The organism is Metallibacterium sp. (assembly GCF_054637675.1).
In genome coordinates, this window is record NZ_JBTSRB010000040.1 from 1 (window position 1) to 26,497 (window position 26,497).

At 65.4% G+C, this 26,497-nt stretch carries 24 protein-coding genes; 16 read left to right on the forward strand and 8 right to left on the reverse strand.

From position 1 onward, the window contains the following. Positions 1 to 1,092 precede the first annotated feature (1,092 nt). From ACYDAT_RS11650 to ACYDAT_RS11705, 12 genes are all read left to right on the forward strand, one after another. Positions 1,093 to 3,531 carry a penicillin acylase family protein gene (locus ACYDAT_RS11650; protein WP_461450271.1) on the forward strand — a complete coding sequence of 813 codons (2,439 nt, stop codon included), beginning with the start codon at positions 1,093 to 1,095 and terminating at the stop codon, positions 3,529 to 3,531. Positions 3,532 to 3,697: 166 nt separating this feature from the next. Further along, the gene (locus tag ACYDAT_RS11655; protein ID WP_461450273.1) at positions 3,698 to 4,504 is read left to right on the forward strand and encodes a tetratricopeptide repeat protein; all 807 of its coding nucleotides are present in this window, start codon (positions 3,698 to 3,700) and stop codon (positions 4,502 to 4,504) included. 92 nt (positions 4,505 to 4,596) lie between these two features. Then, positions 4,597 to 5,595, forward strand: a complete 999-nt coding sequence (locus ACYDAT_RS11660; protein ID WP_461450275.1) for an IS1595 family transposase — start codon at positions 4,597 to 4,599, stop codon at positions 5,593 to 5,595. Positions 5,596 to 6,043: 448 nt separating this feature from the next. Further along, positions 6,044 to 7,408, forward strand: a complete 1,365-nt coding sequence (locus ACYDAT_RS11665; RefSeq protein WP_461438847.1) for a sigma-54 dependent transcriptional regulator — start codon at positions 6,044 to 6,046, stop codon at positions 7,406 to 7,408. A 436-nt stretch (positions 7,409 to 7,844) separates the two neighbouring features. Then, positions 7,845 to 8,339: a hypothetical protein gene (locus tag ACYDAT_RS11670; RefSeq protein ID WP_461438848.1), complete on the forward strand. Its 495-nt coding sequence runs from the start codon at positions 7,845 to 7,847 to the stop codon at positions 8,337 to 8,339. Beyond that, positions 8,339 to 8,968, forward strand: coding sequence for a hypothetical protein (locus ACYDAT_RS11675; protein WP_461438849.1), 630 nt, complete (start codon positions 8,339 to 8,341; stop codon positions 8,966 to 8,968). Before ACYDAT_RS11670 ends, ACYDAT_RS11675 begins: the two co-directional genes overlap by 1 nt. 35 nt (positions 8,969 to 9,003) lie before the next feature. Further along, the gene (locus ACYDAT_RS11680) at positions 9,004 to 10,353 is read left to right on the forward strand and encodes an adhesin (protein WP_461438850.1); all 1,350 of its coding nucleotides are present in this window, start codon (positions 9,004 to 9,006) and stop codon (positions 10,351 to 10,353) included. Positions 10,354 to 10,430: 77 nt separating this feature from the next. Beyond that, a complete protein-coding gene (locus tag ACYDAT_RS11685; RefSeq protein WP_461438851.1) occupies positions 10,431 to 11,141 on the forward strand; it encodes a C39 family peptidase in 711 nt (236 codons plus the stop codon). A gap of 60 nt (positions 11,142 to 11,201) precedes the next feature. After that, positions 11,202 to 11,996 carry a hypothetical protein gene (locus ACYDAT_RS11690; RefSeq protein ID WP_461438852.1) on the forward strand — a complete coding sequence of 265 codons (795 nt, stop codon included), beginning with the start codon at positions 11,202 to 11,204 and terminating at the stop codon, positions 11,994 to 11,996. Positions 11,997 to 12,044: 48 nt separating this feature from the next. After that, complete coding sequence (locus tag ACYDAT_RS11695) at positions 12,045 to 13,418, forward strand: transporter (RefSeq protein WP_461450277.1); 1,374 nt, start codon at positions 12,045 to 12,047, stop codon at positions 13,416 to 13,418. 161 nt (positions 13,419 to 13,579) lie between these two features. Further along, complete coding sequence (locus ACYDAT_RS11700) at positions 13,580 to 13,942, forward strand: group I truncated hemoglobin (protein ID WP_461438854.1); 363 nt, start codon at positions 13,580 to 13,582, stop codon at positions 13,940 to 13,942. Positions 13,943 to 14,121: 179 nt separating this feature from the next. Further along, a complete protein-coding gene (locus ACYDAT_RS11705) occupies positions 14,122 to 14,502 on the forward strand; it encodes a hypothetical protein (RefSeq protein WP_461438855.1) in 381 nt (126 codons plus the stop codon). A 382-nt stretch (positions 14,503 to 14,884) separates the two neighbouring features. Here the strand turns inward: ACYDAT_RS11705 and pcp are convergent, their stop codons facing one another. From pcp to pxpB, 6 genes are read right to left on the reverse strand one after another with little or no spacing between them, the layout of a single operon-like run. Further along, entirely contained in the window at positions 14,885 to 15,577 is a 693-nt protein-coding gene (pcp, locus tag ACYDAT_RS11710; RefSeq protein WP_461450279.1) for a pyroglutamyl-peptidase I, read from the reverse strand. 37 nt (positions 15,578 to 15,614) lie between these two features. After that, the gene (locus ACYDAT_RS11715; protein WP_461442142.1) at positions 15,615 to 16,580 is read right to left on the reverse strand and encodes a 5-oxoproline transporter, DUF979 family subunit; all 966 of its coding nucleotides are present in this window, start codon (positions 16,578 to 16,580) and stop codon (positions 15,615 to 15,617) included. Beyond that, positions 16,567 to 17,283, reverse strand: coding sequence for a DUF969 domain-containing protein (locus ACYDAT_RS11720; protein WP_461438859.1), 717 nt, complete (start codon positions 17,281 to 17,283; stop codon positions 16,567 to 16,569). Before ACYDAT_RS11720 ends, ACYDAT_RS11715 begins: the two co-directional genes overlap by 14 nt. After that, a complete protein-coding gene (locus ACYDAT_RS11725) occupies positions 17,280 to 18,038 on the reverse strand; it encodes a LamB/YcsF family protein (RefSeq protein ID WP_461438860.1) in 759 nt (252 codons plus the stop codon). Before ACYDAT_RS11725 ends, ACYDAT_RS11720 begins: the two co-directional genes overlap by 4 nt. Beyond that, a complete protein-coding gene (locus ACYDAT_RS11730) occupies positions 18,035 to 19,000 on the reverse strand; it encodes a 5-oxoprolinase subunit C family protein (RefSeq protein ID WP_461450281.1) in 966 nt (321 codons plus the stop codon). Before ACYDAT_RS11730 ends, ACYDAT_RS11725 begins: the two co-directional genes overlap by 4 nt. Continuing rightward, positions 18,997 to 19,722, reverse strand: a complete 726-nt coding sequence (gene pxpB, locus ACYDAT_RS11735) for a 5-oxoprolinase subunit PxpB (protein WP_461438862.1) — start codon at positions 19,720 to 19,722, stop codon at positions 18,997 to 18,999. Before pxpB ends, ACYDAT_RS11730 begins: the two co-directional genes overlap by 4 nt. 135 nt (positions 19,723 to 19,857) lie before the next feature. Between pxpB and ACYDAT_RS11740 the strand changes: the two genes are divergently transcribed. Then, a complete protein-coding gene (locus ACYDAT_RS11740; protein WP_461438863.1) occupies positions 19,858 to 21,171 on the forward strand; it encodes an NAD(P)/FAD-dependent oxidoreductase in 1,314 nt (437 codons plus the stop codon). A gap of 14 nt (positions 21,172 to 21,185) precedes the next feature. Here ACYDAT_RS11740 and ACYDAT_RS11745 read toward each other — a convergent pair whose 3' ends face one another. Beyond that, positions 21,186 to 21,620: a DUF6491 family protein gene (locus ACYDAT_RS11745; RefSeq protein WP_461450283.1), complete on the reverse strand. Its 435-nt coding sequence runs from the start codon at positions 21,618 to 21,620 to the stop codon at positions 21,186 to 21,188. Positions 21,621 to 21,885: 265 nt separating this feature from the next. On the opposite strand from ACYDAT_RS11745, the gene ACYDAT_RS11750 reads away from it, so the two are divergent. Continuing rightward, positions 21,886 to 22,455: a class I SAM-dependent methyltransferase gene (locus ACYDAT_RS11750; RefSeq protein ID WP_461450285.1), complete on the forward strand. Its 570-nt coding sequence runs from the start codon at positions 21,886 to 21,888 to the stop codon at positions 22,453 to 22,455. A 37-nt stretch (positions 22,456 to 22,492) separates the two neighbouring features. On the opposite strand, the gene ppsA is transcribed toward ACYDAT_RS11750, so the two are convergent. Then, positions 22,493 to 24,856, reverse strand: a complete 2,364-nt coding sequence (gene ppsA / locus ACYDAT_RS11755) for a phosphoenolpyruvate synthase (protein WP_461450287.1) — start codon at positions 24,854 to 24,856, stop codon at positions 22,493 to 22,495. A 197-nt stretch (positions 24,857 to 25,053) separates the two neighbouring features. On the opposite strand from ppsA, the gene ppsR reads away from it, so the two are divergent. Beyond that, complete coding sequence (gene ppsR / locus ACYDAT_RS11760) at positions 25,054 to 25,869, forward strand: posphoenolpyruvate synthetase regulatory kinase/phosphorylase PpsR (protein ID WP_461438879.1); 816 nt, start codon at positions 25,054 to 25,056, stop codon at positions 25,867 to 25,869. Between the two features lie 59 nt (positions 25,870 to 25,928). Then, positions 25,929 to 26,417 (forward strand): DUF1249 domain-containing protein, encoded by a 489-nt coding sequence (locus ACYDAT_RS11765; RefSeq protein ID WP_461438867.1) that lies wholly within the window; start codon positions 25,929 to 25,931, stop codon positions 26,415 to 26,417. Positions 26,418 to 26,497 lie beyond the last annotated feature (80 nt).

Genomic DNA, 26,497 nt, shown 5'->3' on the forward strand with positions numbered 1-26,497 from the left:
ATTCCTGCGCTCCCACAGCTCGTCACTCCCGCGCTCCCACAGCTCGTCACTCCCGCGCTCCCACAGCTCGTCACTCCCGCGCTCCCACAGCTCGTCACTCCCGCGCTCCCACAGCTCGTCATCCCCGCGCAGGCGGGGATCGCTTTACAACCGCGGAGCGGGTCATCCAGAACGTGAAATAGTGCAGCGAAGTCACTGGATCCCCGCCTGCGCGGGGATGACGAGAACTGGAGGGAGCAGGCTCTGCGCGGAAATGACAGCCTGATCATTCTCGCTAGTTGATCGCAATTTCGTAAGAGCAGTCGTTCTTGCACCGGGCAGCGCAAGGTTGTCCCGTTCCGTGCGGCTGCCGCCGCGCGGGTTCCTTTCTTTACTTCGGGCATCCTGCCCTCCGCCCCTGCGGGGCCCGCTACGCGGTTCGCGCCGCTCCTGCGACGCAGTGCTCGGCAAAGAAAGGAACCAAAGAAAGCCGACCCCGACGGCAGCGCCCGCTGCGCGGGTCCGCGTGCCTGCGCGGGGCGCGCCGATGGCCATCCATGGCCTGCGGCGCGTGAGCGCGTCCCACGCGCTCACACTTCGTGCTTGTCCCGCGCAGCCCCGCCGCTGCCGAAGGGGATTGAAGATCGAGAGCGCGCTGTTGCCTTTGACGTTCGTACGCCAGCCGCGGAGGCCTGTTGCCGCGCGGACTGCGCGGTGTGGACCGCATCGAGGCCGTGACGGACTGAACGGTGACGCGCAGCGCCGGGTGAGAGTACGCCTGTTCTTTTCTCCCTCTCCCCTCGGGAGAGGGTGGCGCGCAGCGCCGGGTGAGGGTTCGCACCTGCCTGGCTTGCGTTGTACGTGAACGACCGTTCTTGCGCTGGGCTTGGCAAGGGAACCTTGCGAAGCTCCACGCAAGAACCATCACGAATGTGCGGCGTGGTGCGGCAGCGGCACGGAAAAGGAGAACCTTGCCAAGCCGCTCGCCAGTGCATGATCTTTCACCAACAGAGCTGCTGCGCGCGCACGCACCCGCCAACGCGATCGCTGCAGCGCAACCACGCCCGGCGCAAGGGGCATGACACACTTGCGCGCAGTGCACGGGGACTCCGCATGAGCGCCAACACGGCAAACACCGCACCGCGCGCCCGTTGGCGCCGGCGACTGGGCTGGAGTGCCGCCGCGCTGCTGGCGCTGCTGCTGCTGGCATTCGCCGCGGCGTGGCTGCTGCTGGCCGGCAGCCGTCCGCGCCTCGATGGTCGGCAAACGCTGGCCGGACTGGCGGCGCCGGTACAGGTTACGCGCGATGCGCTGGGCGTGGCGCGCATCAGCGCGCGCAACCGCACCGATCTGGCCTACGCACTGGGTTTCGTGCATGGCCAGGAGCGCTTCTTCGAGATGGACTTGATGCGCCGCGTCGCCGCCGGCGAGTTGTCCGCGCTGGTCGGATCGGCGGCGCTGAAAGTGGATGAAGCCAATCGCGTGTATCGCTTTCGCGCGCTGGCGCAGCGCATCGTCGCGCAACTGCCGGCGGACCAGCGCGGCCTGCTCGATGCCTACGCGCGCGGTGTCAACGCCGGTCTGGCTGCGCTGGACGTGCGCCCATGGGAATACCTGCTGCTGCGGCAGAAGCCGCGGCCATGGACACCGGCGGACAGCATCCTGGTGGTGGATGCGATGTACCTGGACCTGATCACGCCCGAGTTCAACACGCCGCAGCGCGCGCGCTTGTACGCCACGCTGCCCAAGCCGCTGGTGGATTTCCTGCTCGCGCCCGATCCGCGCTGGGAGGCGCCGCTGCAGGGCGCGGCGAGCGCGCCAGTAGCGATGCCCGCGGCCAGCGTGTTTGATCTGCGCACGGCGCCGCCGGTTGCGCCGATCAGCACCGCGGCGCTGACCAGTGCGCTGCGCGAGCGCGCGGTGATCGGCAGCAACAGCTTCGCCGTGAGCGGCAAGCTCACCGCCAGCGGCGCGGCCATCGTCGCCAACGACATGCACCTGGGCCTGGGCGTGCCCAACATCTGGTATCGCGCCGAGCTGCGCTATCCCGACCCCGCCGATCGCGCGCGCGAGATCACGCTCAACGGCGTCACCCTGCCCGGTGCGCCACTGCTGGTGGCCGGTACGAATGGCCACATCGCCTGGGGATTCACCGACAGCTACGGCAAGTGGCGCGACTGGGTGCGCGTGCTGCGCGATCCGGCCGACCCGCTGCGCTACCGTGTACCGGGCGGCTGGGCCACGCTGCGCGTGCACCACGAAGTGATCGAGGTGGCCGGCGCCAGACCGGTGCCGCTGACCGTGCGCGACACGATCTGGGGCCCGATCGTGGCGCACGGCCCGCACGGCACACCGCTGGCCATGGACTGGATCGCGCTGCACGCGCGCGCGGTCAATCTCAACTTGCTGCATCTGGAGACCGCGACCAGCGTGCAGCAGGCGCTGGCGATCGCGCCGACGCTGGGCATTCCGCCGCAGAACTTCATCGTCGGCGACGCGCAGGGGCATATCGGCTGGACCATCGCCGGCAACGCCATTCCGCTGCGCCAGGGTTTTGATCCGAACCTGCCCGCGGATTTCTCGCAGCCCGGCGTCGGCTGGATGGGCTGGCTGGCGCCGGCCGACTACCCGCGCATCGTCGATCCACCTGATGGCCGCCTGTGGACCGCCAACAACCGCGTGGTCGGTGGCGCCTGGCTGGCGCTGGAAGGCGACGGCGGCTTTGATCTGGGCGCGCGCGCGCAGCAACTGCGCGATGACTTGAACGCACGCCCGCGCTTCACCGCGCAGGACATGCTCGACATCCAGCTCGATGATCGCGCGGTGTTCATGCGGCACTGGTACCGCCTGCTGCGCGACACGCTCACACAGAACCCGCAGCAGCCTGAGCTGCACGCGCTGGCCGCCGCCACGCAAGCCTGGAGCGGACGCGCCAGCACCGACAGCGTGTCGTACCACGCCGCGCACGCGTTCCGCGAGAAAGTCATCGAAGCCACGCTGGCGCCGTTCGTGGCGCGCGTCAAGGCGCGTTACCCGCACTTCGCCTGGCCCAGCGGCGACACCCGCGAATACGCCATGTGGACGCTGGTCACGCAGCGCCCGCTGTATCTGCTCGATCGCCGCTACGCGAGCTGGAACGCGCTGCTCGCCGACTGCGCGCAGCAGGTCGCCGATGATTTCGCCAAGGCGCCCGGCGGCATCGCCGCGCAAACCTGGGGCCGGCGCAACACCACGCGCATCGATCACCCGCTGTCCGCCGCGCTGCCCGCGCCGCTGCGCTGGCTGATCGATCAGCCGCGCACGCAACTGCCTGGCGACAGCAACATGCCGCGCGTGCAGGCGCCGGCCTTCGGCGCCTCCGAGCGCTTTGGCATCATGCCCGGGCATCTCGCCGAAAGTTACCTGCACATGCCCGGCGGGCAGAGCGACAACCCGCTGTCGCCCTACTACGACGCCGGCTGGCAAGCCTGGGCCAAGGGCCAAGCCACGCCGCTGCGGCCCGGCCCCGCGCAGCACACCCTGCTGCTGCTGCCGGCACCGCGCGGGCGGTGAGGCGCACGATGGACGATCAGAGGTTTGGTGGCGCTGACTTATGACATTGCGCCATTTGGAACGGAGATGTAGCGTCACTGCCAGCCGCATCGCCATGCACGGGGAGTTCGCCAATGTCGGTTAATTGCATCCGACCCCCGTCCCCTATTTGGTTGGGAGAAGCACCTTGCGCACAATCCTTACGATTAGTCTCTCATGTCTTTTAATGATCGCGTATGTTGGACAGCCTGATGCATCCGGTGAAGATCTCGCAGGCCATAAGGCTGGCAACTTCTTATCGTCTCAGATTGCAGAATTCAAGCGCGATGCAGAACGAGGTAACGACAGCGCCCAGTTCTACCTTGGCCTCATCTACGTTAAAGGTGAAGGCGTCACGAAGAACTACATTGAGGCATTGAAATGGTTCCGTCTTTCTGCCAATCAGAATAATGCTGCTGCGGAGTGCGCCCTAGGCGACATGTATAACCTCGGCCTGGGCGTTCCGCAGAATAATACTCAAGCCCTGCGATGGTATCGGCTCTCTGCACAGAAGGGCAATTCAGGTGGACAGACCAATCTCGGCAGCATGTACCTCAAGGGCAAAGGTGTACCCCAAAATTACACTGAAGCGATCATGTGGTTCCGGCTTGCTGCGAAACAGGGCTATGCACCGGCTCAAAACATCCTTGGATTCCTCTATCACAATGGTCAAGGCATGCCAAAGAATTATACAGAGGCCGCTAAATGGTTGAGGCTTTCTGCAGAGCAACACGATATTGTGGCACAGCTGCGGCTTGGCTTCATGTACCGGCTTGGCCAAGGTGTACCCACCAGTTACGTTGAAGCATACAAATGGATGGCAATAGCGAGTACTGAAGGATCTAAGGATGGAAAGCAGATGATGCAAAGTTTCGGGACAAATATGACACCCGGCCAGATCGCTCAAGCTCAGCAAGAAGCGTCAGTTTGGCTCGAAAGGCATCTGGGCAATTGAAATACTATGTTTATCCTGATTACCCACTTGTCGCTGCCTTTGATACGCGCGGGGCATAGCGTGCAACCACCTGACCCAGCGAGGGTTGCACCATGTCCAAGAATGCCATCCAGTTTCAACCCGGCATGAGCCTGCCCACTTTCCTCGAACGCTACGGCACCGAAGCCCAGTGCCGCGATGCCCTGATGCGGATGTGCCGCGAAGCCAATCCCTGTTCGGGACGCTGGCCCGGCGGATTCCGTTGCCCACACTGTGGCCATGCCGGCCACTGCCGGTTGCGTGGCCGCCCGGTGCTCCAGTGCAACCGTTGCAAGCGTCAGGCCTCGCTGACCGCCGGCACCCTGTTCGCGCGCACCCACCTGCCGCTGCGTACCTGGTTTCTGGCGATCTACCTGCTGACCCAGCACAAGAATGGCATCTCGGCTTTGAGCTTGCGCCGGCAGCTGGGCGTCAACGCCAACACCGCCTGGCTGATCAAGCACAAACTGATGCAGACCATGATCGAGCGCGATGACACCAAGCCGCTGGCCGGCATCGTCCAGCTGGACGATGCCTACTGGGGCGGTAAGCGCCACGGTGGTTCGACCGGTCGCGGTAGCCCGGGCAAGACTCCGTTCGTGGCTGCCGTGCAGATCACTGCGGAAGGCTTTCCCATGGCGATGCGCATGGACGTGGTGCCGGGCTTCCGCAAGACCGCATTGGCGCAGTGGGCGCAGCGCCACCTGGCGCCGGGCACGGCCGTCGTTTCGGATGGGCTGAACTGCTTCCCCGGCATCACCGCCGCCGACTGCACCCACGTGCCGCTGGTCACTGGCGGCGGTCCCGCCAGCGTGGCGCACCCGATGTTCCAATGGGTCAACACCGTGCTCGGCAACGTCAAGAACGCCCTGCACGGCACCTACCACGCGCTGAAGCCCAAGTACCTGCAACGCTATCTCTCCGAGTTCTGCTACGACCCACGGAAGTCCCCAAGGGACCGCTTCAACCGCCGCTTCAAGCTGCAGGAGCTGATCCCGCGCCTCATCGATGCTGCCGCCCACACCCCGCCGCTGCCGTACCGCTTGCTAACTCTGGATGGCTTAGCTGGGTAATCAGGTGCGCTCAAGCACAAAATCAGCGCTGCGGACACCAGTGTTTTCATTGGATACCCCTTTCGATCGAGAGGGGATGACTGTGCATGTGTCCGCGCATCGTCGTGGTGCCGGCGTGCAGATGCGCGCTGGAATCCGCATCTGGCGGTGCGTTGCGGCCACGCCCCCATCAATGGCCATGGCGAAGTATCGTCAGGTTGAGGAATCATTGTCGAAGTATTGCGAAAACGTAAGTGACGCATCGCGGCAGTCGAGCCACGCCGCAGATCATCCGGATGGATGCAGCGCCCAGCGGCGTGGCCAGTAGCTGAATGGCAGGCCAGCAGGCGGCGCGGCGCTAACATTACGGATTGTAATGTTCTTGGTTCAGGATTAGGGTTGCTGTCCGCCAGCAGCACACATGCGCGCTGCTGGCTCGAGGACGATGGGCGTCTGGGGAGACTCGCTAATGGCTTCGGTGCATCCGGTCGCACGCGATTTCGTGCATTACGGCGCCTTCGCGCCATCTGTGGACAGGGCCTTGCGCGATGCCGGCTGGAGGCGCGTCGAGGTCGAGCAACTCGAACATGTGCCCGAGGCGCTGCGGCGCCACGACGCGCATGTAGCGTTGCTCGATTTGGGCGCCGGGCAAGCGCCGATGCTGCGCCGGGTGGAGCGCCTGATCGCCTCGCATCCCTCCACCGAGTGGCTGGCACACGTCAGCGAACACGCGCTGACCGACAAGCACGTATGCGAGGTCATCTACGGCAGCTTCTTCGATTTCTGCACGCAGCCGGTGGACATCAACCGGCTATTGGCTGCACTCGGGCATGCCTGGGGCATGGCCAAACTGGGGCCGCAAGCCGCCAGTGCCGAGCAACAGGCCGCGCTGGGGCTGGAAGGCATGGTTGGCGCCAGTGCCGCGCTGGTGGAATTGCACAGCCAGGTGCGCAAGCTGGCGGCGGTCAACGTGCCGGTGCTTGTCACGGGCGAGTCGGGCACCGGCAAGGAAGTTGCGGCGCGCAACCTGCATCGATTGTCGGCACGTGCGCGCGGCCCGTTTGTCGCGATCAACTGCGGCGCGCTGCCGGAAAAGCTGGTGCAGTCGGAGTTGTTCGGTCACGAGCGCGGCGCCTTCACCGGCGCCAACGCGCGCAAGATCGGCAAGCTGGAGTCGGCCCAGCAGGGCACGGTATTCCTTGATGAGATCGGCGATTTGCCGCTGGATGCGCAAGTCAATCTGCTGCGTTTCCTGCAGGAAGGCACCATCGAGCGCATCGGCGGCAATGAACATCTGCGCCTGGATGTGCGCGTCATCGCCGCCACGCATGTCGATCTGGAGCGCGCCGTAGCCGAGGGCCAGTTCCGCGCCGATCTCTACTATCGCCTCAACGTGCTGCGCCTGCGCATGCCACCGTTGCGCGAACGCGGGCAGGATGCGGAGATCCTGGCACGCTATTTCCTCGAACGCTTCGCGCGCGAACATGGTGTGCGTGCGCGCGGCTACAGCCGCGAGGCGCTCGACGCCATCAGCCTGCATCCATGGCCGGGCAACGTGCGCGAGCTGATGAACCGCGTGCGCCGTGCGGCCGTGCTGTGCGATGGTGGATTGATCCGCGCGCAGGATCTTGAACTGGAAAGCGATCCGGCGGAAAGCCGCTGTGCGCCCTCGCTGGAGCATGCCCGCGAGCAGGCCGAGCGCGAGCTGATCCAGCAGACTCTGCGCGAAACGCGCCATAACATGAGCGAGTGCGCGCGGCGTCTCGGCATATCTCGCGTCACCCTGTATCGGCTATGCAAGAAGCTGCAGGTGTCCCTCGGCAGCGCTGCCTGAGAAGCTGAATGCTGGTTCGGCGCCGCGCATCGCGGCGCAGTTTCATTGGTGCCGATTGCGCTGTTATCGCGAGCATCATCGGCCGATCCGCGCTTTGCGCTCCGTTGCTTCAGCGCAGTGGGTGCCGCTCGTGAACACTCCGCGTATCCATTTCTCCGAGTCCCGACGCTGCACCAGCGCCACGCAAGGTTTGGCGCCGGCGCCAGACGCGTTGTAATGATTTCGCGAGATGCCTGTTTCATGGCTGCAACAGCCAGTTTGAGGACGGCCACAAGCAGGCAGGCCGATACCTCACTGCAAGCGCTCGGCAGGCGTATCACGGCCGAGACACTTGCCGCAGGTGCCGCCCGCATAGTCCACGCAAGTAGCTGATCGATATGGGGCGAATGGGTTGGCATCAAGCTTGCTTTGAGGCATGGGCAGAAGGAGATGTTCCGTGCTCAAGTTCCCGCGTGTATTCATCAGTTCGGTGTTGTTGCTCGCGCTACTGCTGGTACTGAGCGTGTTGGCGCTCCCGGTGGAAGCAGCAGGCGCCCGGCGTGGTGTCAACACCAAGCCCGGCGAGTTCGTGCTGGTGCGCGCCGTGCCCGATCGTCATGCGACACGCACGCAGCCCCCGGGGCTAGCCACCATCATTGATCCCAGCGTGCGCCCCGAGATGCACGACATGCTCGGCAACCTTGAGTTGGACGATGCCGCGTTTTCCGCGATCAGCGGCGCAGCCTCGGGCACCGTGGTCGAAAACGCAGTCGGCGGCGCGCTGCAAGGTGCGGGCCTGCTGCAGAACGGCTCCGCCAGTAGCCGCGTGCCGACGATCAATACAGGCGGACCGGGCGGCGTGCTCGGCAGCGTGGGTGGCACCACGCGCAATGTCGGCAACCAGATCACCGGCGCCTTGCAGGGCGCCGGGCTGATCAAGGAAGGCGGTTGATGATCCGCCTGCTTGCATTTGCGTTAGTGATGCTGGGCTCCTGCTCGGCCAAGGCGCAGGACGGTTACGTCGAGATGCTGCGCTATCTCACCACCAGCAGCATCAGCGGTAACGCGCTGGCCGGCGCCAGTGGCGCGATCGCAGTGAATCTCGCTGCCGGCGACAGCAACCTGCAATCCAACGCGAGGGCGCTGGCCATCGGGTCGCTCGCCAATGTCCAGATCGAACAACACCAGCGCATCACTGCGCTGAGTGCCAGCGTGCCCGACGCGATGGTCGCCGACATCAGCGGCAACGCGCTGTCCGGCGCGCGCGGACTGATCTCCATCAACCAGGCCAGCGGTGTCGGCAATCGCGAGGCCAACGCCATCGCGGTCGCGGCATCGCTGGCGCAACAAGGTATCGAGGAACAGACCTCCAGCGCATGGCTGGCTGACCTCGGCACGCAAACGAACGGTGCCGCGGGGGGCCGTTCGCAAGCCAATCCATCCTCCTCGCCACGCTCGGCGTCCGTTGCGGGTACGGCGTTGCGTGGGGCGGAGGGGGTGGTGCAACTCAATCAGATCGCAGGAATGGGCAACACCGCGGGCAACCGCCTGCTCATCACCATCGATCTGCCACCCCGTTGAAAACTTGAAATCATTCCAACGACAGGAGATGCATCATGCGTAACCTCAAGAAGAACCTGCTGGCTCTGGCCGTATTGGCCGCGACCGGCACCATTGCGCCTGCGGCGTTCGCGCAGGAAGGCCCCAGTTGCGGTGGCACCTGCACCGTCAACACGACGGTGAACTACACCCTCGACCAGCAGGACTGGATCCGCAATTACCTGCTGAACTCGGTCAGCTACATCTACAGCGATGTGGTGTACAACAAGAACGTCGACGTCAACAGCGACACCTCGATCCGCCGCGTGCGCATGAACAAGGATCTGAGCCTGCTGACCGACGTCAGCATCACCGGCAATCCGACCATCAGCGGCGCCATCAACACCGACTCGGCGGCCATCGCCGTGGTCGATAATCGCCAGCACAACGTCGGCAACAATGGCGAGAACTATCTGCTTGCCAACGATGCATCGATCGCTGATGACGCGGCCCAGAATGCACAGGGCAACATCGGCCTGAATGTGGCGGCGGGCGACAACAACCAGCAACACAACGCCGCGGCGCTGGCGGCGGCGGATGCTTCGTTCGCCTTCACCATGGCCGATTCCGAAATCTTCGTCGAGCAGGTCAACGCCGCCAACACCACCGGCAACTATGGCCAGACCAACACGGCCAACCTCGGCGGCAACGCGCTGCAGAATGCGACGGGCAACATCGGCGTCAACATTGCCGCTGGCAACAACAACCAGCAGCAGAACAACCTGGTGGCATCGACCGGCACCAACAGCATGGCCACGGCCTCGGTCAACAGCAAGCAGGATTCAGGCGGCAACTACACGCTCAACGAAGGTTACACGCAGCAGTTCGTGGACCTGATCACCATCAACTTGACCGGCACGGTTTTCGGCAGCGGTGCAGAAGGCCAGGTGCTTGGCAGCTCCGTCGGTACCTCGGACCAGCGCTACAACATGTATCCCGACAACTGGGGCAAGGCGCCGGGCGAAACGCCGACGTCGGCGCATCCGACCAATGGCCCGTGGCTGGGCCACACCGACTGGGATACGCACACGCAGGGTACCGACATCAACGACAACCCGATCGTGCGTACTCCGGGCAACGACCCGATGGACCCCAGCAACGATGGCGGCTCGCTGGTCATGAACAACAACGATGAGATCAGCCTGGAAGAGATGAGCGCGCAGTTGTCCGGCTACGTCGTCGACTACAGCTACGTGGCGGTGATGTCCAGCAACTCCGCGTCGCTGAACGGCTCGGCGCTGCAGAACGCGCAGGGCAACATCGGCGTCAACATCGCCTCGGGCACGGGCAACCAGCAGGCCAACTCGCTGGCGCTTGCGGTCACCCAGGCTTCTTCGGGCGGCGGCAGCAGTGGTGGGGTTGAGTAATCGCTGATCGATCAGTGCATCTGGCGGGGCAGTTCGCTGCCCCGCCTTCCGATCGAATCCAGCGTATCGAGCCTGCCATGGACGCCAAAATTCCGTTCGTCATCCTGCTTGCCTTCACGCTGGCGCTGGGGTCAACCCATGCCGCGCGCGCGGCCGATATTCGTTTCGGCAATGTGCAGCCCACCGGCGAGGTTTATCGCGCCAAGGTCACCAGCCTACGCGAGGCTCGCTTCACCGGCATCGTGCCGCAGGCTACTGATTTCAGTTGTGGAGCGGCGGCGCTGGCCACCTTGCTGAAGTACGCCTATGACATCGAAGTGGACGAATGGACGGTGATGGCTGGCATGCTGGCCAAGGCCGATCCAGACAAGGTCGAGAAGCAAGGCTTCTCGCTGCTGGATATCAAGCAATACGTCGAAGGCCTCGGCATGCGCGGCCGTGGTTACAAGGTGTCCGAGCAACGCCTGCGCAGTCTGCGCGTGCCCGGCATCGTGCTGCTGGATACCAAGGGTTACAAGCACTTCGTGGTGCTCAAGCGCATCGCCAGTGATCGCGTTTATCTCGCCGATCCCGCGCTAGGCAACAAGACGCTCGCTTTCAACGATTTCATGGCCGCCTGGCCTTCCAAGGCGGTGTTCGTGGTGATTGGCTCGGGCTTCAATCGCAATTCGGTGCTTCTGGACGCCAAGGGTGGACCCAGCGCGCGCACGCTGCTGGGCACGCGCCAAAGTCCTATCACCGATGCCGAGTTGATCGATTTCGGTTTCACCAAAGCCGACCTGTTCTGAGTGCGCGACAGCGATCGCAGCGTTCGGCGGAGTCGACGTGGCACAACTTGGAGATGCACCATGCGCAGCGTTCCAGCATTGATTGCACTGACTCTTGCCACGGCCTTGGCCTTGCCCTTGCTCGCAGCAGCCGATGACGGCTTGCTGGGTGAGCACGTGCCCGCGGCCACGCATGATATCCAGCCCGTGTCCGACCCTGCACTTGACGCCATGCGCGGGCGCTTCATCACCGGCGCCGGGCAGGTGCTTTATTTCGGCGTCGAGATGTTGTCCACCTGGCACAGTTCGGATGGCCGCGTGCTCAGCGGTAGTGCGCTGCTCAGTTTCGATTTCTCCACGGGCACGCCGCAGATCAGTTTCGTGCCGACCGTCAGCATCGTGCAGGGCAGCGGTGGCGGTGTGCTGGTCGACACCAGTCATCGGACGATCAATGCCAGTGGCATGGATAACGTCAGCGGCATCGCGCAAGGCATCCAGATCGCCGGTGATTTCAACAGCGCCGGCAACAGCACCGAGCTGCACCTGACCAGCACCATGCCTGCGGGTGCAGGCAACAGCGTCGGCGCCAACACGGCACTGAGCGCGGGCGGTGCCAACGCCAGCGCGGCGCTGCAAGCGGACACCGTGGCGGTGACGCTGGGTATCGATGGCCAGGGCAGTCTGCGCCAGATGATCCGCGGCGATGCCTCCGGCAACGGCGCGGTGCTGCAAACCGTCAGCCTGCTCGGCGACGGGAACGACGTGTCCAACCAATTGCGCATCACCCTGGTGCAGCCGACCCAGGCTTCAAGCCTGTTGCTGCAACAGAGCGTGGCGCAGGCGTTGGGGCAATTGAGGGGCATTGGTGGGCACTGAGTCCTCAACGCTCACGCGAGCAACACACTACAGGGGACGACGATGATCATGCGCAAGATAAACACGGGTGCGCTGTTGGCACTGGTCGCAGCAGCACTAGCTGCCAGCGCGCCAGCGCTGGCGCAGCAGACGCAGCAAACCGGAGGCGCCGCCGCTGAAAACACCCAGGACATGCAGGCGATCACCCGCGAGATGCAGACGCTCAAATCGCGCTACGCCGATGAAGTGCGCAAGTTGCGTGAGCTGGAGATCCGCCTGCAGGCGCTGACCGCGCGCGTGCAGGCGCAAGAAGGCGTGGCACGGGTGCAGGCCATTCAGCAGGGTGGCGGCGCATCGGCCCAGGGTGGGGCGGCCACGACGCTGGCGGCTGGCGCGAACACGCAGTCGGCCACGCCACGATCCGGCGGTGGCGAGGCGCTGGTCAGTAGCGAGGGTGGCATGCGCCAAGAGCCCACCTCGCGCAGCGTTGAAGATGTGTTGCAGCAGCAGCATGTGCTGTTCAACCAGCCACTGACGCTCGAAGTCGGCCTCAACTACGCGCGCTACGACCGCAAACAGCTCACGCTCAACGGCTTTCTTGCCCTGGATGCGATCTTCCTGGGCAGCATCGCGGTCGAGGATGTCGCATCCGACACCTTCACCTATACCTTCGCCGCGCGCAAAGGCATCACACGCGATCTTTCCGCCAGCATTGAAGTTCCCTTCGTACAGCGCTGGACCACGTACCAGAAGGGTGGCGCGGGTGGTTCCGCAGCTGCGGTGGCCGAGGCCAGCGTAGGTGGCGATGTGGCCATCGGCGATGTCACTGCTGGCGCCAGTTATCGCCTGTTTCCAGAAACTCCCACGCGGCCGGAAATCGCGCTCTACACCAGCGTCGGTATTCCCACCGGGCAGGCGCCCTACGGCATCTCGTGGAACGTGCTTGAGCGCAGCAACGACAACTTTATCCGCTTTGCGGTGCCGACCAAACAACCCACCGGACAGGGCGTGTGGAGCGTCAACTTTGGCGCTTCGATGCTGAAAACCGTCGACCCCGCGATCCTGTTCGTCAACGCCGGTGTGACGCATACTTTCAGCAAGCATTTCACCGACCTGGACACCAGCCCGGATACGGTCAGCCCGGGCTCGGTGAATCTGGGTAACGCGTTCAACTACGGTGTGGGCGTTGCCTTCGCCCTGAACGAACGCATGAGTCTGAGCATGAGCCTGGCGCAACGCCTCAACGGCAACGCCAGGATTCGCCCAGACGCCACAGGCGTGTGGGCGGGCATCGTCGGCAGCGACGGTAACGCCGCCACGCTGGGCATCGGCATGACCTACGCGCTGAGCGAGCGCATGACCTTCGTCGGCAATCTCGGCATCGGCCTGACACCGGATGCGCCCGATTTCAGCATCACCGCCAAGCTGCCGTTCACGCTGTGACGTGCTTGAACGCGCGTGCTCTGCAATCGGAACAGCCAAACCCACACGTGGTGAGTCCAGAGGATTTGCAAAAAGCTGGCTTAGAAGAACTCGGCAAGAAGTGGACGTGAAATTCGCCTAATACTGCCGTTCGGTTTCACTTCAACAAGGTGGAGGGCATCATGACCACGACACTCTATAAACGCCTGGGCGGCGCGCCCGGCATCGCCGCTCTCGTCGACGACGTGATCGCCGCGCATCTGGTCAATCCCGTCGTCAAAACCCGCTTCGAAAGCATCAAGGATATGCAGCATGCCAAGCGCATGGCGCGTGAATTCTTTGGCGCCGGCACGGGTGGGCCTGAGGCCTACACAGGCAAGGACATGCTCGCGGCCCACAAAGGCATGAATATCAGCGAACAGGAATACCTGGCGGTGATGGACGACATCGTCGGGGCGATGGAAAAACACGGACTGGATACGGATACCCGGAACGATGTGATCGGCATCCTCTATTCGCTCAAGCGCGACATCATTCGCGTGTGACCAGGCCCGCCAAAGCGCAGCGGGTCGTCTTTTGGGCGATCCGCGGCGCGATCCCGGGCTCAAGGCAGAGCAGGACGTCCCATTCAGACCGTCCGGCACGACACGATATGCGCGGCGCTCCGCGCCGCCGCTGAACCGAAGCGTTTGCCGACATGTGCCGGCGGAATGAGGAACTCGAAATGAAAGCACGATATACATTGTGTGTGGTCGCGTCCCTGCTTTTCGCAGCGATCGCGGGGGCTACGTCAAACCTCAATCTCTCCAAGAGCAACATCTATCGACTGACCTATCCCAGCGAACTCGCGAGCCCGATTCAAGTGCAGGCGATGCTTGCGGAGTTGGACAAGATGGGTCCCGCCGACGCAGCGAGGTTGAAGCAGTGGCTGCCTGCCAACTTCAAGCGCTTTGGCATCGCGGGTGACCGGATCAAGAAGATCATCGTCTTGCCTCGTGGCAGGGAGATGAAGGAGATGGGGATTATCCTTTTGACGCAGCCCGACGATGAGGCGGCGGCGATCGCAGTCACGGTCAAGAGCAGCAAGTCCAATAGTTCCGAATGAGAGGCTAGGGCAAGGCCAGCACTGACTGCCGTGACAGCGGCGGCCAAGCTTTTGCTCGAAACCTGACGGGCTGGTGCGTGGTTTCAACTTGGCAGGCACCGGCGCGGCCCACCTGTGAGTTTTTTATCGTCAGGTTCCATGCGCCATCCTGTTCCGGACAGTTGCCACCCGCGGATTTTCGCGCGGCCTTGCCCGCCGAAGTCTGACGTGACGTGCGTGTTGCGGCGCTGGCGCGGCACGATCGCGGCGGCCTGTACCTTGGTATTCAATGCTGCTGGTCGCGCCGCTGAATCCGCGTTGCGCAAGGCGTGGGCACTGTGCAGCGCTTACGGCAGGCGGGACTCAGACAAGGGCGCCGAGTGGCGCGACAGCACCATGAGCATCAGTGCTCGCATCCCGAGACGTGCGTGCTGCGCGGCACGGCTGATGGATCGAGCGTGGCGGCGACGATCACGCGTAGCGCCGCCACGCTGTGCTCCAACGCCATGCTGGGTGTGCCGCGGTGCTCCAGCACCTGCGCGGGAACGAAGGGGATATGCACGAAGCCCGCATGTATCGCGCGGCGCGCGCGCAGCGCATGCAGCAACACGTACATCACCTGGTTACACACGTAGGTGCCGGCGCTGTTGGATATCTCGGCGGGGATTGCGGCGGCGTGCAGCGCGGACAGACAGGCTTGCAGCGGCAGGCAACTGAAGTGGGCATCCGGACCGCCCGCGATCACGGGTTGCTCGTGCGGCTGCGCACCATCGTTGTCAGGTATGCGTGCTGCGCAGACGTTGATGGCCACGCGCTCCAGGGAAATTTGCGCGCGGCCGCCGGCCTGGCCCACGCAAATCACGGAGACAGGATTGAGTTCGCGCAGCGCGGCGCGCAACACGCGTGGCGCGCGCGCGAACGAGGTCGGCAATTGCCGCGCGATCACGCGATGCCCGGCGATACGCGCGCCGTGCAGCGCGCGCGCTGCCTCCCAGGATGGATTGATGGTCTCGTCGCCGAAGGGATCGAAGCCGGTCAGCAAGACCGGAGATGTGGATTGGGCATGGGCCATCGCGGTACGGCGTGCCTGGGTCATGGCGCATGGTAGCGCCGGCTGCTGGCGTGAATGCGACTCAGCGCATCGCCAGCAGGTACAGCGCGAACAAATTGAAAACCAGCAGTGGCAGTGCCGTGGGCCATTGCGCACGAATGACCGACCACGGATTTTTCAGCTCCAGCAGCGCTACCGGCACGATATTGAAGTTGGCTGCCATCGGTGTGAGCAAGGTGCCGCAATAGCCGCACAGCATGCCCAGTGATCCGACCACGGCCGGATCAGCGCCGTGCAGGCGCACCAGCAACGGCAGTCCCACGCCCGCGGTCAGCACCGGAAACGCGGCAAAGGCATTGCCCATGATCACCGTGAATACCACCATGCCCAGCCCGTAGGCCAGGATGCACGCGGCGAAGCTGGCGGTGGGAATGACATCGCCCATCAATGTGGCCAGCACGCGCCCGACGCCCGCAGCCTCGAACACGCCGCCCAGCGCGGCCAGCACCAGCGGCAGCAGCGCTGCCCAGCCCAGAGTGTCGATCAGGCGCCGGCTTTCATGCAGTACCGCGCCTGCGGGCGCACGTGTCAGCCGCCATGCCGCCAGCAACGCGATCAGCGACGCCACGCTGAGTCCCATCAGGGTTTGCTGCGAGGCGACGAACAGCGGCGTGCCGCGCCAGTGCACATCGGCGCCAAACAGCGCGATCAGCAGGGTGACGCCCGGAATCAGCAGCGCCGGCATGAACAGCCAATGGCCGAGCACGCCGGCGCGCAGTTGGCGCAGCCGCGGTGGCGCCTCGCCCGCATCGACGCGGCGCATCACCGGGGCGAGCAGCGCCAGTGCCAGCACGCCGATGCCGGCGATTTGCGCGGGCCGCGCATCGCCCGCCTGCTGCGCGCGCAACACCCAGTTGCCGCTGGCGAACAAGGTCGCGAGCACCGCCCAGAACGCAGCCTGCGCCCAGTGACGCTGACGCAGATTCAGCCACGCGGTGCCGATCAGCAGCAGCGCCAGCGCTGCGTAAGCCGATTCAAGGTGCAGCATGGTCGTCGCCGGTCTGGGCGGCACGTGCGCGGCGCGCCATGGCGCGCGTGACGAGGCGCACGCGCACGGCGTGGATGACAAAAGCTGCGATCGCCGTCGGCAAGGCCCACAGCGCGATATGTAGCGGCTGCAAGTCGATGCCTTGACTGACGTAAAACCCCTGGATCAGCAGCACCGCGCCAAGCGCGATGAACACATCCTCGCCAAAGAACAAGCCGATGTTGTCGGTGGCTGCGGCGAGCGCACGCGCCTCCTCGCGGATTTGCGCAGCAGTCGCTGCATCGGCGCCAGGTGACTCGCGCATGGCCGCGGCCTCCGCCATCGGTGCCAGCAGCGGGCGCACAGTTTGCGCCTGACCGGCGACGTTGGTCAGGCCCAGCATCGACAGGATCTGACGCAGCCCGAGATAACCGATCAGCAGCCGCGACAAGGTGAGTCCGTGCATACGCTCGATCCAGCGCTGCGCGTGCTCGCGCAGCCCGGCGCGTTCGAGCAGGCCGATCGCCGGCAGGGTCAACACGTACAGCAGCAGCGCGCGGTTGGATACGAAACTGTTGCCCAGCAGCGCCAGAATCTGCGCGAACGAATAGCCCGCCAGCAGCCCGCTGAGCACGCCGGCGCTGACCACCACCAGCACCGGATTCCAGCGCCGCGCGAAGCCCAGCACCACCAGCGCCACGCCCAGCAGCGGCCACATGTTCATAGCGTCTCTGCCTGCACGCTGATGTTCGCGGTCGCCAGCGCGCTGTGCAACGTTTGCGCCAGCGCTGCGGCATCATCGCGATCGCCGTGCATGCACAGCGTGTCGGCGACGATGGTCAGGCGTGCGCCGCCGTGCGTCACCACTACGCCCTGCGCGGCGATGCCCAGCGCCTGCGCGGCGGCTTGCGCGGTGTCCAGCAGTGCGCCTGTCGCGCCGCGCGGCAAAAGCTTGCCATCGCCGCCGTAGCCGCGATCAGCGAATGCTTCGCGCAGCCCGCGCAAACCCAACGCTTGCGTGGCATCGAGCACGGCGCTGCCGTGTTGCGCGACCACAGCGAGTTGCACATCGAAGTCGCGTACGGCTTGCGCGAATGCCTGCGCCAGCGCGGCATCGCTGGCGGTCTGGTGATACAGCGCACCATGCGCCTTGACGTGGCGCAGGCGCGTGCCTGCCGCACGCGCGAAGCCCGCCAACGCGCCGATCTGATACAGCACCAGCGCATGCAGATCGGCGGCGCTGATGGCCATGGCGCGGCGCCCGAAGCCCTGCAGATCGGGCAGTGATACATGCGCGCCGATGGCCACGCCATGCTGCACGGCCAACGCCACGGTGCGCTGCATCGTCGTCGGATCGCCGGCGTGCATGCCGCAGGCGATGTTGGCCGAGCTGATCCACGGCATCACCCGTGCATCCTGGCCCATGCTCCATGCGCCGAAGGATTCGCCCATGTCACAGTTGAGATCGATGCGTTTCATGCCTGCGCCAGTCTCGAACGAATGCGGAATTCCAGATCGGCGCGCGCGTGTTGCCGCGCCAGCAGCGCCCGCGCGGCCGTATCCGGATCGATCAGCGTGAAGCGTAGCGCACTGCCCGGGCGCGCCTGCGCCAGACGCGGCAGATCCACCGCGGCAATCTGCGCGATGCGCGGATAGCCGCCGCTGACCGGATGCTCGCCCAGCAGCACGATCGGCTGGCCGCTTGGTGGCAACTGCACCACACCGGGCACGCAGCCCTCGGACACACATTCCAGTGCATGCGTCAGCCGTAGCGTTGCGCCATTGAGGCGCACGCCAACCCTGTTACTGGCGGCTGCCACGCGGAATTCCACATTGCACAGTGCGGTCACCGAGGACTGATCGAGATGCGCATAATCGCGGCCCGGAAGCAGGCGCAACGGTGCGTGTTCGGCAAGCGCAAACCATGGACGCGGATCCAGCGACCAGCGTGTCGATGGCACACGCGACGTCGATGCCTGAGCACCTAGCGTCAGCATGTCGCCGCGGCGCAGCGCTTGTGGCAGCGGTCCAAGACCGGCATTGAGATCGGTGCTGCGGCTGCCGAGCACGGTCGGTAAATCAATGCCTCCAGCAAGCGCCAGCCATGCGCGGCAGCCGCAGCGTGCGTGGCCCAGCTCCAGCACGCTGCCGGCTTCGGCCTCCATGGCCGACCAGCCGCTGACGGTTTGGCCATCCAGGCTTGTGATGAAGTCCGCACCGCATAGCGCGAACGCGCCGCGCGTGTTGAAACGCAGCGTTGGACCTTGCAGAGTGATTTCCAGTCCCGCCGCGGCGGCCGTATTGCCGAGCAGTGCGTTGGCCAGACGCAGCGCATCGGCGTCCAGCGCGCCACTGCGGCCGACGCCCAGCGCGGCGTGCCCGATGCGACCAAGATCCTGCACCGTGCTCAGCATGCCGGGGCGCAGCACTTCGATGCTCATGGGCCGGCACGCTCCTGCGCCGCGAATTCATCCGCGGTGACGGCTACGAAGCGCACGCCATCGCCTGGCTGCAACAGGCACGCGGGTTCGCGCGTGGCATCGAACAGTCGCCACGGCGTGCGCCCGAGCAGATGCCAGCCGCCGGGCAGCGTATTCGGATAAATGCCGGTCTGCGCGCCGCCGATGGCCACGCTGCCAGCGGGCACGATGACGCGCGGCTGCGCGCGGCGCGGCATGTGCAGCGTTGCATCGAGCCCGAGCAGATACGGAAAGCCCGGCGCGAAGCCCAGCATGGCCACCCGGTACAGTGGCGCGCAGTGGCGCGCGATCAGCGCGTGCTCGCTGAGCCCGGCATGACGCGCGACGTCGGCAAGATCGGGGCCGTGCGCGCCGCCGTAGCAGACCGGCACGCGCAGCTCGCGCGGTGACATGGTGTTGCCATCTGGCTGCGCGGCAAGCAGGGGTTCGATGGCATCGTGCAGTGCGCCGAGTGCATCGCGTGTGCCGCCCGCGCTCCACGCATCGAGATCAAAACGCAGCAGCAAGCTGGCGTAGGCCGGGGCGATATCCTCGACGCCGGGCAGGCATGCGCGGCGCAGCGCGGCCGCCGCGGCATGCACCGTGGCGTTGATCGGCGCGTCGAGCGTGTGGCCCCAGCGCAGCAGCACGGCGCTTTCGCCCAGGGCTTCCCATTGCGGCATGCGTCGAGACTGCCGCAGCATCGCCAATGCCGCAAGCGCCGCGCTCGCGCAGGTCGGCCAACCACTGCATCGGATTGTCCCGGCGCGCACGTGCCATGCGGCATTGGTTAGCATGCGGACATCGCGCGGGCATCGGGTCTGCGCATCGGGGGACACATGACCGCCGAGCGGCATCGTCTGGTCATCGTCGGCGGCGGCGCGGGCGGGCTGGAACTGGCCAGCCGCCTGTCCGCGCGGCGTCTGCGCAAGCGCCTGCAAGTGACCTTGGTCGACGCGCAGCGCACGCACTTGTGGAAGCCGCTGCTGCACGAGGTTGCCGCCGGCAGTTTCGACCCGGCCGAGCACGCGCTCGAATACATGGTGCATGCCACGCGCCACGGCATCGATTTTCGCCTCGGCACGATGGAGCGCATCGACCGCAGCCAGCGCCATGTATGGCTGGCTCCGGTGATCGATCGCGAAGGCAACGAAATCCTGGCGCGGCGCAGCGTGGCTTACGACACGCTGGTGCTGGCGGTAGGCAGCGTGGCCAACGATTTTGGTGTGCCCGGCGTCGCCGAACATTGCTGGTTTCTGGATACCTTGCACGAGGCCAAGCGCTTTCAGCGCCGCCTGCTGGATGCGTTGCTGCGCTTTGCCGGCCGCGCCGTGACTGATCCGGCCGCCGAGTTCCGTGTCGCCATCGTTGGTGGCGGCGCCACTGGCGTGGAGCTGGCGGCGCAGTTGCACCGCGTCAGCCGTGTGCTGGCCCAATACGGACTGGAGGCCTTGCAACCCGAGCGGCGCATCCGCATCAGCGTGCTCGAATCCGGGCCGCGCATCCTGCCGGGACTGCCGCTGCGCATGAGCGCCAGCGTCACCCGCGAGCTGGAACGCATTGGCATCAGCGTGCGCGTCGAGCAGCGTGTGATTGGCGTCGATGCCGATGCCCTGTTGCTGGCTGATGGCAGCCGCGTCGAGGCCGAGATCAAGGTGTGGGCGGCCGGCATTCGCGGCCCGGAATGCCTGCTGCGCAGCGACGGTCTGGAACTCAACCGCATCCGCCAACTCGTCGTGCGGCGCAATCTGCTGACGACGCGAGATGACCATGTTTTCGCGCTCGGCGACTGCGCCGCGTTTCCGCCCGATGCGCAGGGACGAGGCGTGCCGCCGCGCGCGCAGGCGGCGCATCAGCAGGCCAATTTCGTCACGCGCGCGGTGCGGCGGCGACTGCATGGCAACAACAACCTCGGCGAGTACCGCTACCGCGACTACGGCTCGCTGGTGGCGCTGGGCCACTACAGCACCGTCGGCAATCTCATGGGTGCGATCACCGGCAATATCTGGATTTCAGGCTTCGTCGCGCGCTTGATGTACGTCTCGCTGTACAAGCTGCACCAGGCCGCCTTGTACGGCTGGTGGCACACGCTGCTGCTGGGCCTGGCCAATCGTCTGCGGCGCACGGTGGACCCCGAGATCAAGCTGCACTGACCGCTCTGTGGTACTCAGCCGCCGCTGGCTTTGACGAAGGCCTCGAACTGCGATTTGTCGAGGCGCCTGATGCTGGCGATCGCGCACATGTCGCCGGCGCTGCTGATCGCGGTTTCTTCCGGATAGCCGCACAGGCGCGCGGGCGCCTGCGTGGACATTTGCCAGGCGCTGGGCTTGTTGCGATCGGCGCTGCAGTCGGGTGCGAACTCAAGCGCGAAATGACTGTCATGGCGAGTCGTCACCGCCACGCGGTGCGGGCCGAGCTTGTCCCAGCGCTGGATCGTGGTCGGGTCGAGGCATTTCGCGAGCGGCTGGATGATCGCCGGCGGCGTGGCCGCGGTGCCGGACGCCGCCGCTGTGGGTGCGTCCTGCGCGCTCGCGGCGAAGGCGCTGCCCGCGCCGACCAGCGCGAGCAGCAAGCCCAGACAGACGGTGCGCGTGTGCTTCATGATGCTTGACCCCTGGTGATCGCGGCGTGCGCGGATGTTGCGCCGCGCTCCCCGCGCAGCAGTACTGCATAGTGCGCCTTGTGCTGGCCAGCAAGTTGTCGGTTCAATGCATTCATTTGTAAACGAATGTGACTCGCCTTCGGAACACAATGCAGGCAGGATAGGGCGCGAAGCAGCCGTGCCCAACCGGGAAAAATTCCTAATGTCACCATCCCCTGCCGCACCTGCGAGCAAATCCATTTCCGCCGCGCACTGGCGCGCGTTCATGCGCGCATGGCTGAGTGATCCGCTGCGCACCGCGGCGATGTCGCCCTCTGGCCCGCAACTGGCGCGGCTGATGGTGGCGCAGGTGCCGCAGGGTAGTGGCCCGATCATCGAATTGGGTGCCGGCACCGGCGTGTTCACCGAGGCGCTGCTGGCCGCGGGCGTGATGCCCGAACGCCTGCTCGTGGTCGAGTTGAATCACGGCTTGCACGGCATCCTGCGTCAGCGTTTTCCGCAGGTGCGCGTCGAGTGCGCGGATGCCTGCTGCGTGCTGGATCTGGCCGCGCGCTGTGGCATCGCGCCCGGATCGGTCGATGCCATCGTCAGCGGATTGGGCCTGCTGTCGATGCCACGTCTGGCAGTGACGCGGGTGATCGAGGCCAGCAGCCGTCTGCTCGGCGCACAGGGGCGCCTGATCCAGTTCACCTATGGCCCGCTCAGCCCGGTGCCGCGCGTGTTGGCGGCGCGGCTGGGGTTGCGCGCGCGCCGCGCCGGTTTTGCCTGGCGCAACATGCCGCCGGCCACCGTGTACGTCTACAGCGTGGACGCCGCGCGCGCGCCCAGCGTCTGAGCGCGCCACGCCCGGGACTTGCCGGGCGCGCATGCGCTCAGTGCTTGCGCTTGGCCAGCCGCAGCCAGGTGTCGACCACGGTGTCCGGGTTCAGCGACATCGACTCGATGCCCTGATCCATCAGCCAATCGGCGAGGTCGGGGTGATCGGACGGCCCCTGGCCGCAGATGCCGACGTACTTGCCCTTGGCGCGCGCGGTGCCGATCGCCATCGCCAGCAGCTTCTTCACCGCCGCGTTGCGCTCGTCGAACAGGTGGGCAACGATGGCCGAGTCGCGATCCAGCCCCAGCGTGAGCTGGGTGAGGTCGTTCGAGCCGATCGAGAAACCGTCGAAGATTTCCAGAAACTCATCGGCCAGCAGCGCGTTCGAGGGTACCTCGCACATCATGATGATCTTGAGCCCGTGCTTGCCGCGTTCGAGGCCGTTCTCGGCCAGCACCTCGATCACCTTGCGGCCTTCCTCCAGCGTGCGCACGAACGGGATCATCACCCAGGCGTTGTGCAGCCCCATCTCCTCGCGCACCTTGCGCATGGCACGGCATTCCAGCGCGAAGGATGCGCGGAAGCTGGCATCGACATAGCGGCTGGCGCCGCGGAAGCCGATCATCGGGTTTTCTTCGTGCGGTTCGTAGGCGCCGCCGCCGATCAGGTTGGCGTATTCGTTGGACTTGAAATCGCTCAGGCGCACGATCACCGGGTGCGGTGCGAAAGCCGCGGTGATGGTGGCGATGCCCTCGGCCAGGCGCTCGACGTAGAAATCCACCGGGCTGTCATAGCCGGCCATGCGTGAGTCGATCTTTGCCCTGGTTTCGGCGTCCTGGCGGGCGTATTCCAGCAGCGCCTTGGGGTGCACACCGATATGGCTGGCGATGATCATCTCCAGCCGCGCCAGACCCACGCCGGCGTGCGGCAGCATGGCGAAGTCGAAGGCGCGCTCGGGGCTGGCCACGTTCATCATGATCTTCAGTGGCGCCGGTGGCATCGCGCCAAGGTCGGTTTCGCTGCGTTCAAAGGGCAGGATGCCGGCGTAGATGAAGCCGGTATCGCCCTCGGCGCAGGACACGGTAGTCGCGCTGCCGTCCTGCACGCGGCGCGTGGCGTCGCCGCAGCCGACCACGGCGGGGATACCCAGTTCGCGCGCGATGATCGCAGCGTGGCAGGTGCGGCCGCCGCGGTTGGTGACGATGGCTGAGGCTTTTTTCATGATCGGCTCCCAGTCGGGGTCGGTCATGTCGGTGACCAGCACGTCACCGGGCTGCACTTTGTGGATATCGGCCACTGAGACAATGATGCGCGCGGTGCCCGCGCCGATCCTGTGGCCGATGGCGCGGCCTTCGACCAGCACCGCGCCGCGCTGGCCCAGATGGAAACGCTCGATCTTGGTGCTGCGTGAGCGCACGGTTTCCGGGCGCGCCTGCAGGATGTAGATGCGGCCGGTGTTGCCGTCCTTGCCCCACTCGATGTCCATTGGGCGCCCGTAGTGCTCTTCGATGGCCAGCGCCAGGCGGCCCAATTCGGCCAGATCCTCGCGGCTCATGCAGAAGCGCGGGCGCTCGGCCGCGGGCGTTTCCTCGATGCGCACGCGCTCACTTGGCGTGGACGAGAACACCATGCGCTGCTGCTTGCTGCCCAACTGGCGGCGCAGCAGGGCCGGGCGGGCGGCGCGCAGGTTGGGTTTGTACAGGTAGTACTCGTCCGGATTGACCGCGCCTTGCACCACCATTTCACCAAGACCATAACTGGCGGTGATCAGCACCACATCGCGAAACCCGGATTCGGTATCGAGGGTGAACATCACCCCCGAGGTGGCGAGGTCCGAGCGCACCATCAACTGCACGCCGGCCGACAAGTGCACCTTGTTGTGATCGAAGCCGTGATGCGTGCGGTAGGAAATCGCGCGGTCGTTGAACAGCGAGGCGAACACCTCGTGCACCTTCTCGACCACGGTGTCTTCGCCGACCACGTTGAGAAAGGTCTCCTGCTGGCCCGCGAACGACGCGTCCGGCAGATCCTCGGCGGTGGCCGAGGAGCGCACCGCCACCGCGGCCGCCTTCTGTCCGCTGTCGGCCGAGAGCTTGCGGTAAGCCGCGCGGATCGCGCTTTCCAGTGTGGCGGTCAGCGGCGTGGCCATGATCCAGGCGCGAATCTCGGCGCCGGCCGCGGCCAGGGTGCGGGTGTCGTCCACATTCAGGCCAATCAGGCGCGCGGCGATGCGCTGGTCCAGTGCGCCTTGCGCCAAGTACCGCTCGAACGCGGCCGCGCTGGTGGCATAGCCGCCCGGTACGGCCACATGCGCCGCGGACAGCTCGCGGATCATTTCGCCCAACGACGAATTCTTGCCGCCGACCTGAGCGTGGTCGGCCATGCCGATCTCGTGCAGCCACAGTACGGATGCGTTCAAGGGTGCAGCTCCACCAAGGTCAGTCCGCTATTTTCGGCACTCCCCGGTTTTGAAACAACCGTTTGCGTTGTTTCAGTGCTCGCGCGGCCTGCATGGAAACGATTACGGCGCGGCTGCGCGCGCATCCGGCCGACACCGCCGATGTCGCGGCATGGGGCTGGCTACACTGCTGGCCGTTCATCCGCAGGCGGGAAACCATGCAGCGCACGGTGTTTTTTGTTTCCGATTCGACCGGCATCACCGCCGAGACCATCGGCCACAGCATCCTCACCCAGTTCGAGGGTGTGGATTTCGACACCCACCGCATGCCCTTCGTCAACGATGTCGACAAGGCGCACGCGGCGGTCACGCGCATCAAGTCGGCGTGGGCGCGCACCGGGTTGCGCCCGATCGTGGTCAACACCGCGGTCGATGCCGCGCTCAGCGAAATCCTCGGCGGCAGTGGCGCGCTGATGCTGGATGTGTTCGCGCCCTTCATCGGTCCACTGGAGCATGAGCTGGGCGTGCGCCGCCACAAGCTGGTCAACCGCGCCCACGGGCTCTTCGACGCTGCCAAGTACGAGGCGCGCATCGATGCCACCAACTACGCGCTGGCGCACGACGACGGGCTCGATCCCAGCTACAAGGATGCCGACCTGATCCTGATCGGCGTGTCGCGCTCGGGCAAGACGCCCACTTGCCTGTACATGGCGCTGCATTTCGGCCTGCGCGCGGCCAACTATCCGCTGACGCCCGAGGATCTGGAGTTGGCCGAGTTGCCAAAACGATTGCAAGGCCAGCGCCAACGCCTGTTCGGCCTGACCATCACTGCGGAGCGCCTGACGCAGATTCGCTCCGAACGCCGTCCCGACAGCCGCTACGCTTCGCTCGAACAATGCCGCTGGGAGCTAGCGCAGGCCGACAACCTGTTCCGTCGCGAAGGCATCGCGGTGCTCAACAGCACGCACACCTCGATCGAGGAAATCGGCAGCAAGATCCTCGCGCAACTGGGTATCGAGCGGCATCTGCTGTGAGTGCGCGCGCTTTCCGCTGCTGCAACGGAAGCCTGCGGGCACGATGCTAAGCTCGCCCCATGTACCTCAGCGCGCGCGAAATTTCCGCTTTGCTGCCGGGCCGCTTCAGTTTGCTGATGGGCCTGCAGGCCGAGAGCTTTCATCGGCTCGAACGCTTGTTCGCGTTGCGCGCGCGCGCGCCGGGCGCGTACGTGTCGGATGTCGGCGACGAGATGAATGTGCATCTCGAACTGCGCGAGCGCCACGCCTACACGCTGGAGCTGGAGCTCACCTACGCGTTCCATGATCCGGATACCGGACGCCGCGCACCCGAGGCGCAGATTCGCATGTACACCGATGCGCGCCTCGCTGAAGCGTTGCACTGTCATCCGGGCCGCGGACGCTGGGACGTTCTTGATCTGCGCGCACCGCCGCCGCTGATCTTGCGGCATCGCCTGCGCATGGCGAGCTTCCTCAGCCGCTGGCTGGAGTTTCTCGACGCGCACGGTCATGCGCCGCATACACTGGTCGCAGTATCCGCGCACCACGACGAGCCGCTGCCGGTCTGAGCCCAAGCCGAAACGCAAAAACCCGGATCGCTCCGGGTTTTGACGTGGCATACGCATTGCGCGGACGGGACTAGAACTAA

Excerpts from the sequence above, each read along its gene's own strand:
- ACYDAT_RS11650 (WP_461450271.1), top strand. The coding sequence starts at position 1,093 with ATGAGCGCCAACACGGCAAACACCGCACCGCGCGCCCGTTGGCGCCGG.
- ACYDAT_RS11660 (WP_461450275.1), top strand. The coding sequence starts at position 4,597 with ATGTCCAAGAATGCCATCCAGTTTCAACCCGGCATGAGCCTGCCCACT.
- ACYDAT_RS11665 (WP_461438847.1), top strand. The coding sequence starts at position 6,044 with ATGGCTTCGGTGCATCCGGTCGCACGCGATTTCGTGCATTACGGCGCC.
- ACYDAT_RS11675 (WP_461438849.1), top strand. The coding sequence starts at position 8,339 with ATGATCCGCCTGCTTGCATTTGCGTTAGTGATGCTGGGCTCCTGCTCG.
- ACYDAT_RS11680 (WP_461438850.1), top strand. The coding sequence starts at position 9,004 with ATGCGTAACCTCAAGAAGAACCTGCTGGCTCTGGCCGTATTGGCCGCG.
- ACYDAT_RS11685 (WP_461438851.1), top strand. The coding sequence starts at position 10,431 with ATGGACGCCAAAATTCCGTTCGTCATCCTGCTTGCCTTCACGCTGGCG.
- ACYDAT_RS11690 (WP_461438852.1), top strand. The coding sequence starts at position 11,202 with ATGCGCAGCGTTCCAGCATTGATTGCACTGACTCTTGCCACGGCCTTG.
- ACYDAT_RS11695 (WP_461450277.1), top strand. The coding sequence starts at position 12,045 with ATGCGCAAGATAAACACGGGTGCGCTGTTGGCACTGGTCGCAGCAGCA.
- ACYDAT_RS11700 (WP_461438854.1), top strand. The coding sequence starts at position 13,580 with ATGACCACGACACTCTATAAACGCCTGGGCGGCGCGCCCGGCATCGCC.
- ACYDAT_RS11705 (WP_461438855.1), top strand. The coding sequence starts at position 14,122 with ATGAAAGCACGATATACATTGTGTGTGGTCGCGTCCCTGCTTTTCGCA.
- pcp (WP_461450279.1), bottom strand. The coding sequence starts at position 15,577 with ATGACCCAGGCACGCCGTACCGCGATGGCCCATGCCCAATCCACATCT.
- ACYDAT_RS11715 (WP_461442142.1), bottom strand. The coding sequence starts at position 16,580 with ATGCTGCACCTTGAATCGGCTTACGCAGCGCTGGCGCTGCTGCTGATC.
- ACYDAT_RS11720 (WP_461438859.1), bottom strand. The coding sequence starts at position 17,283 with ATGAACATGTGGCCGCTGCTGGGCGTGGCGCTGGTGGTGCTGGGCTTC.
- ACYDAT_RS11725 (WP_461438860.1), bottom strand. The coding sequence starts at position 18,038 with ATGAAACGCATCGATCTCAACTGTGACATGGGCGAATCCTTCGGCGCA.
- ACYDAT_RS11730 (WP_461450281.1), bottom strand. The coding sequence starts at position 19,000 with ATGAGCATCGAAGTGCTGCGCCCCGGCATGCTGAGCACGGTGCAGGAT.
- pxpB (WP_461438862.1), bottom strand. The coding sequence starts at position 19,722 with ATGCTGCGGCAGTCTCGACGCATGCCGCAATGGGAAGCCCTGGGCGAA.
- ACYDAT_RS11740 (WP_461438863.1), top strand. The coding sequence starts at position 19,858 with ATGACCGCCGAGCGGCATCGTCTGGTCATCGTCGGCGGCGGCGCGGGC.
- ACYDAT_RS11745 (WP_461450283.1), bottom strand. The coding sequence starts at position 21,620 with ATGAAGCACACGCGCACCGTCTGTCTGGGCTTGCTGCTCGCGCTGGTC.
- ACYDAT_RS11750 (WP_461450285.1), top strand. The coding sequence starts at position 21,886 with ATGCGCGCATGGCTGAGTGATCCGCTGCGCACCGCGGCGATGTCGCCC.
- ppsR (WP_461438879.1), top strand. The coding sequence starts at position 25,054 with ATGCAGCGCACGGTGTTTTTTGTTTCCGATTCGACCGGCATCACCGCC.
- ACYDAT_RS11765 (WP_461438867.1), top strand. The coding sequence starts at position 25,929 with ATGTACCTCAGCGCGCGCGAAATTTCCGCTTTGCTGCCGGGCCGCTTC.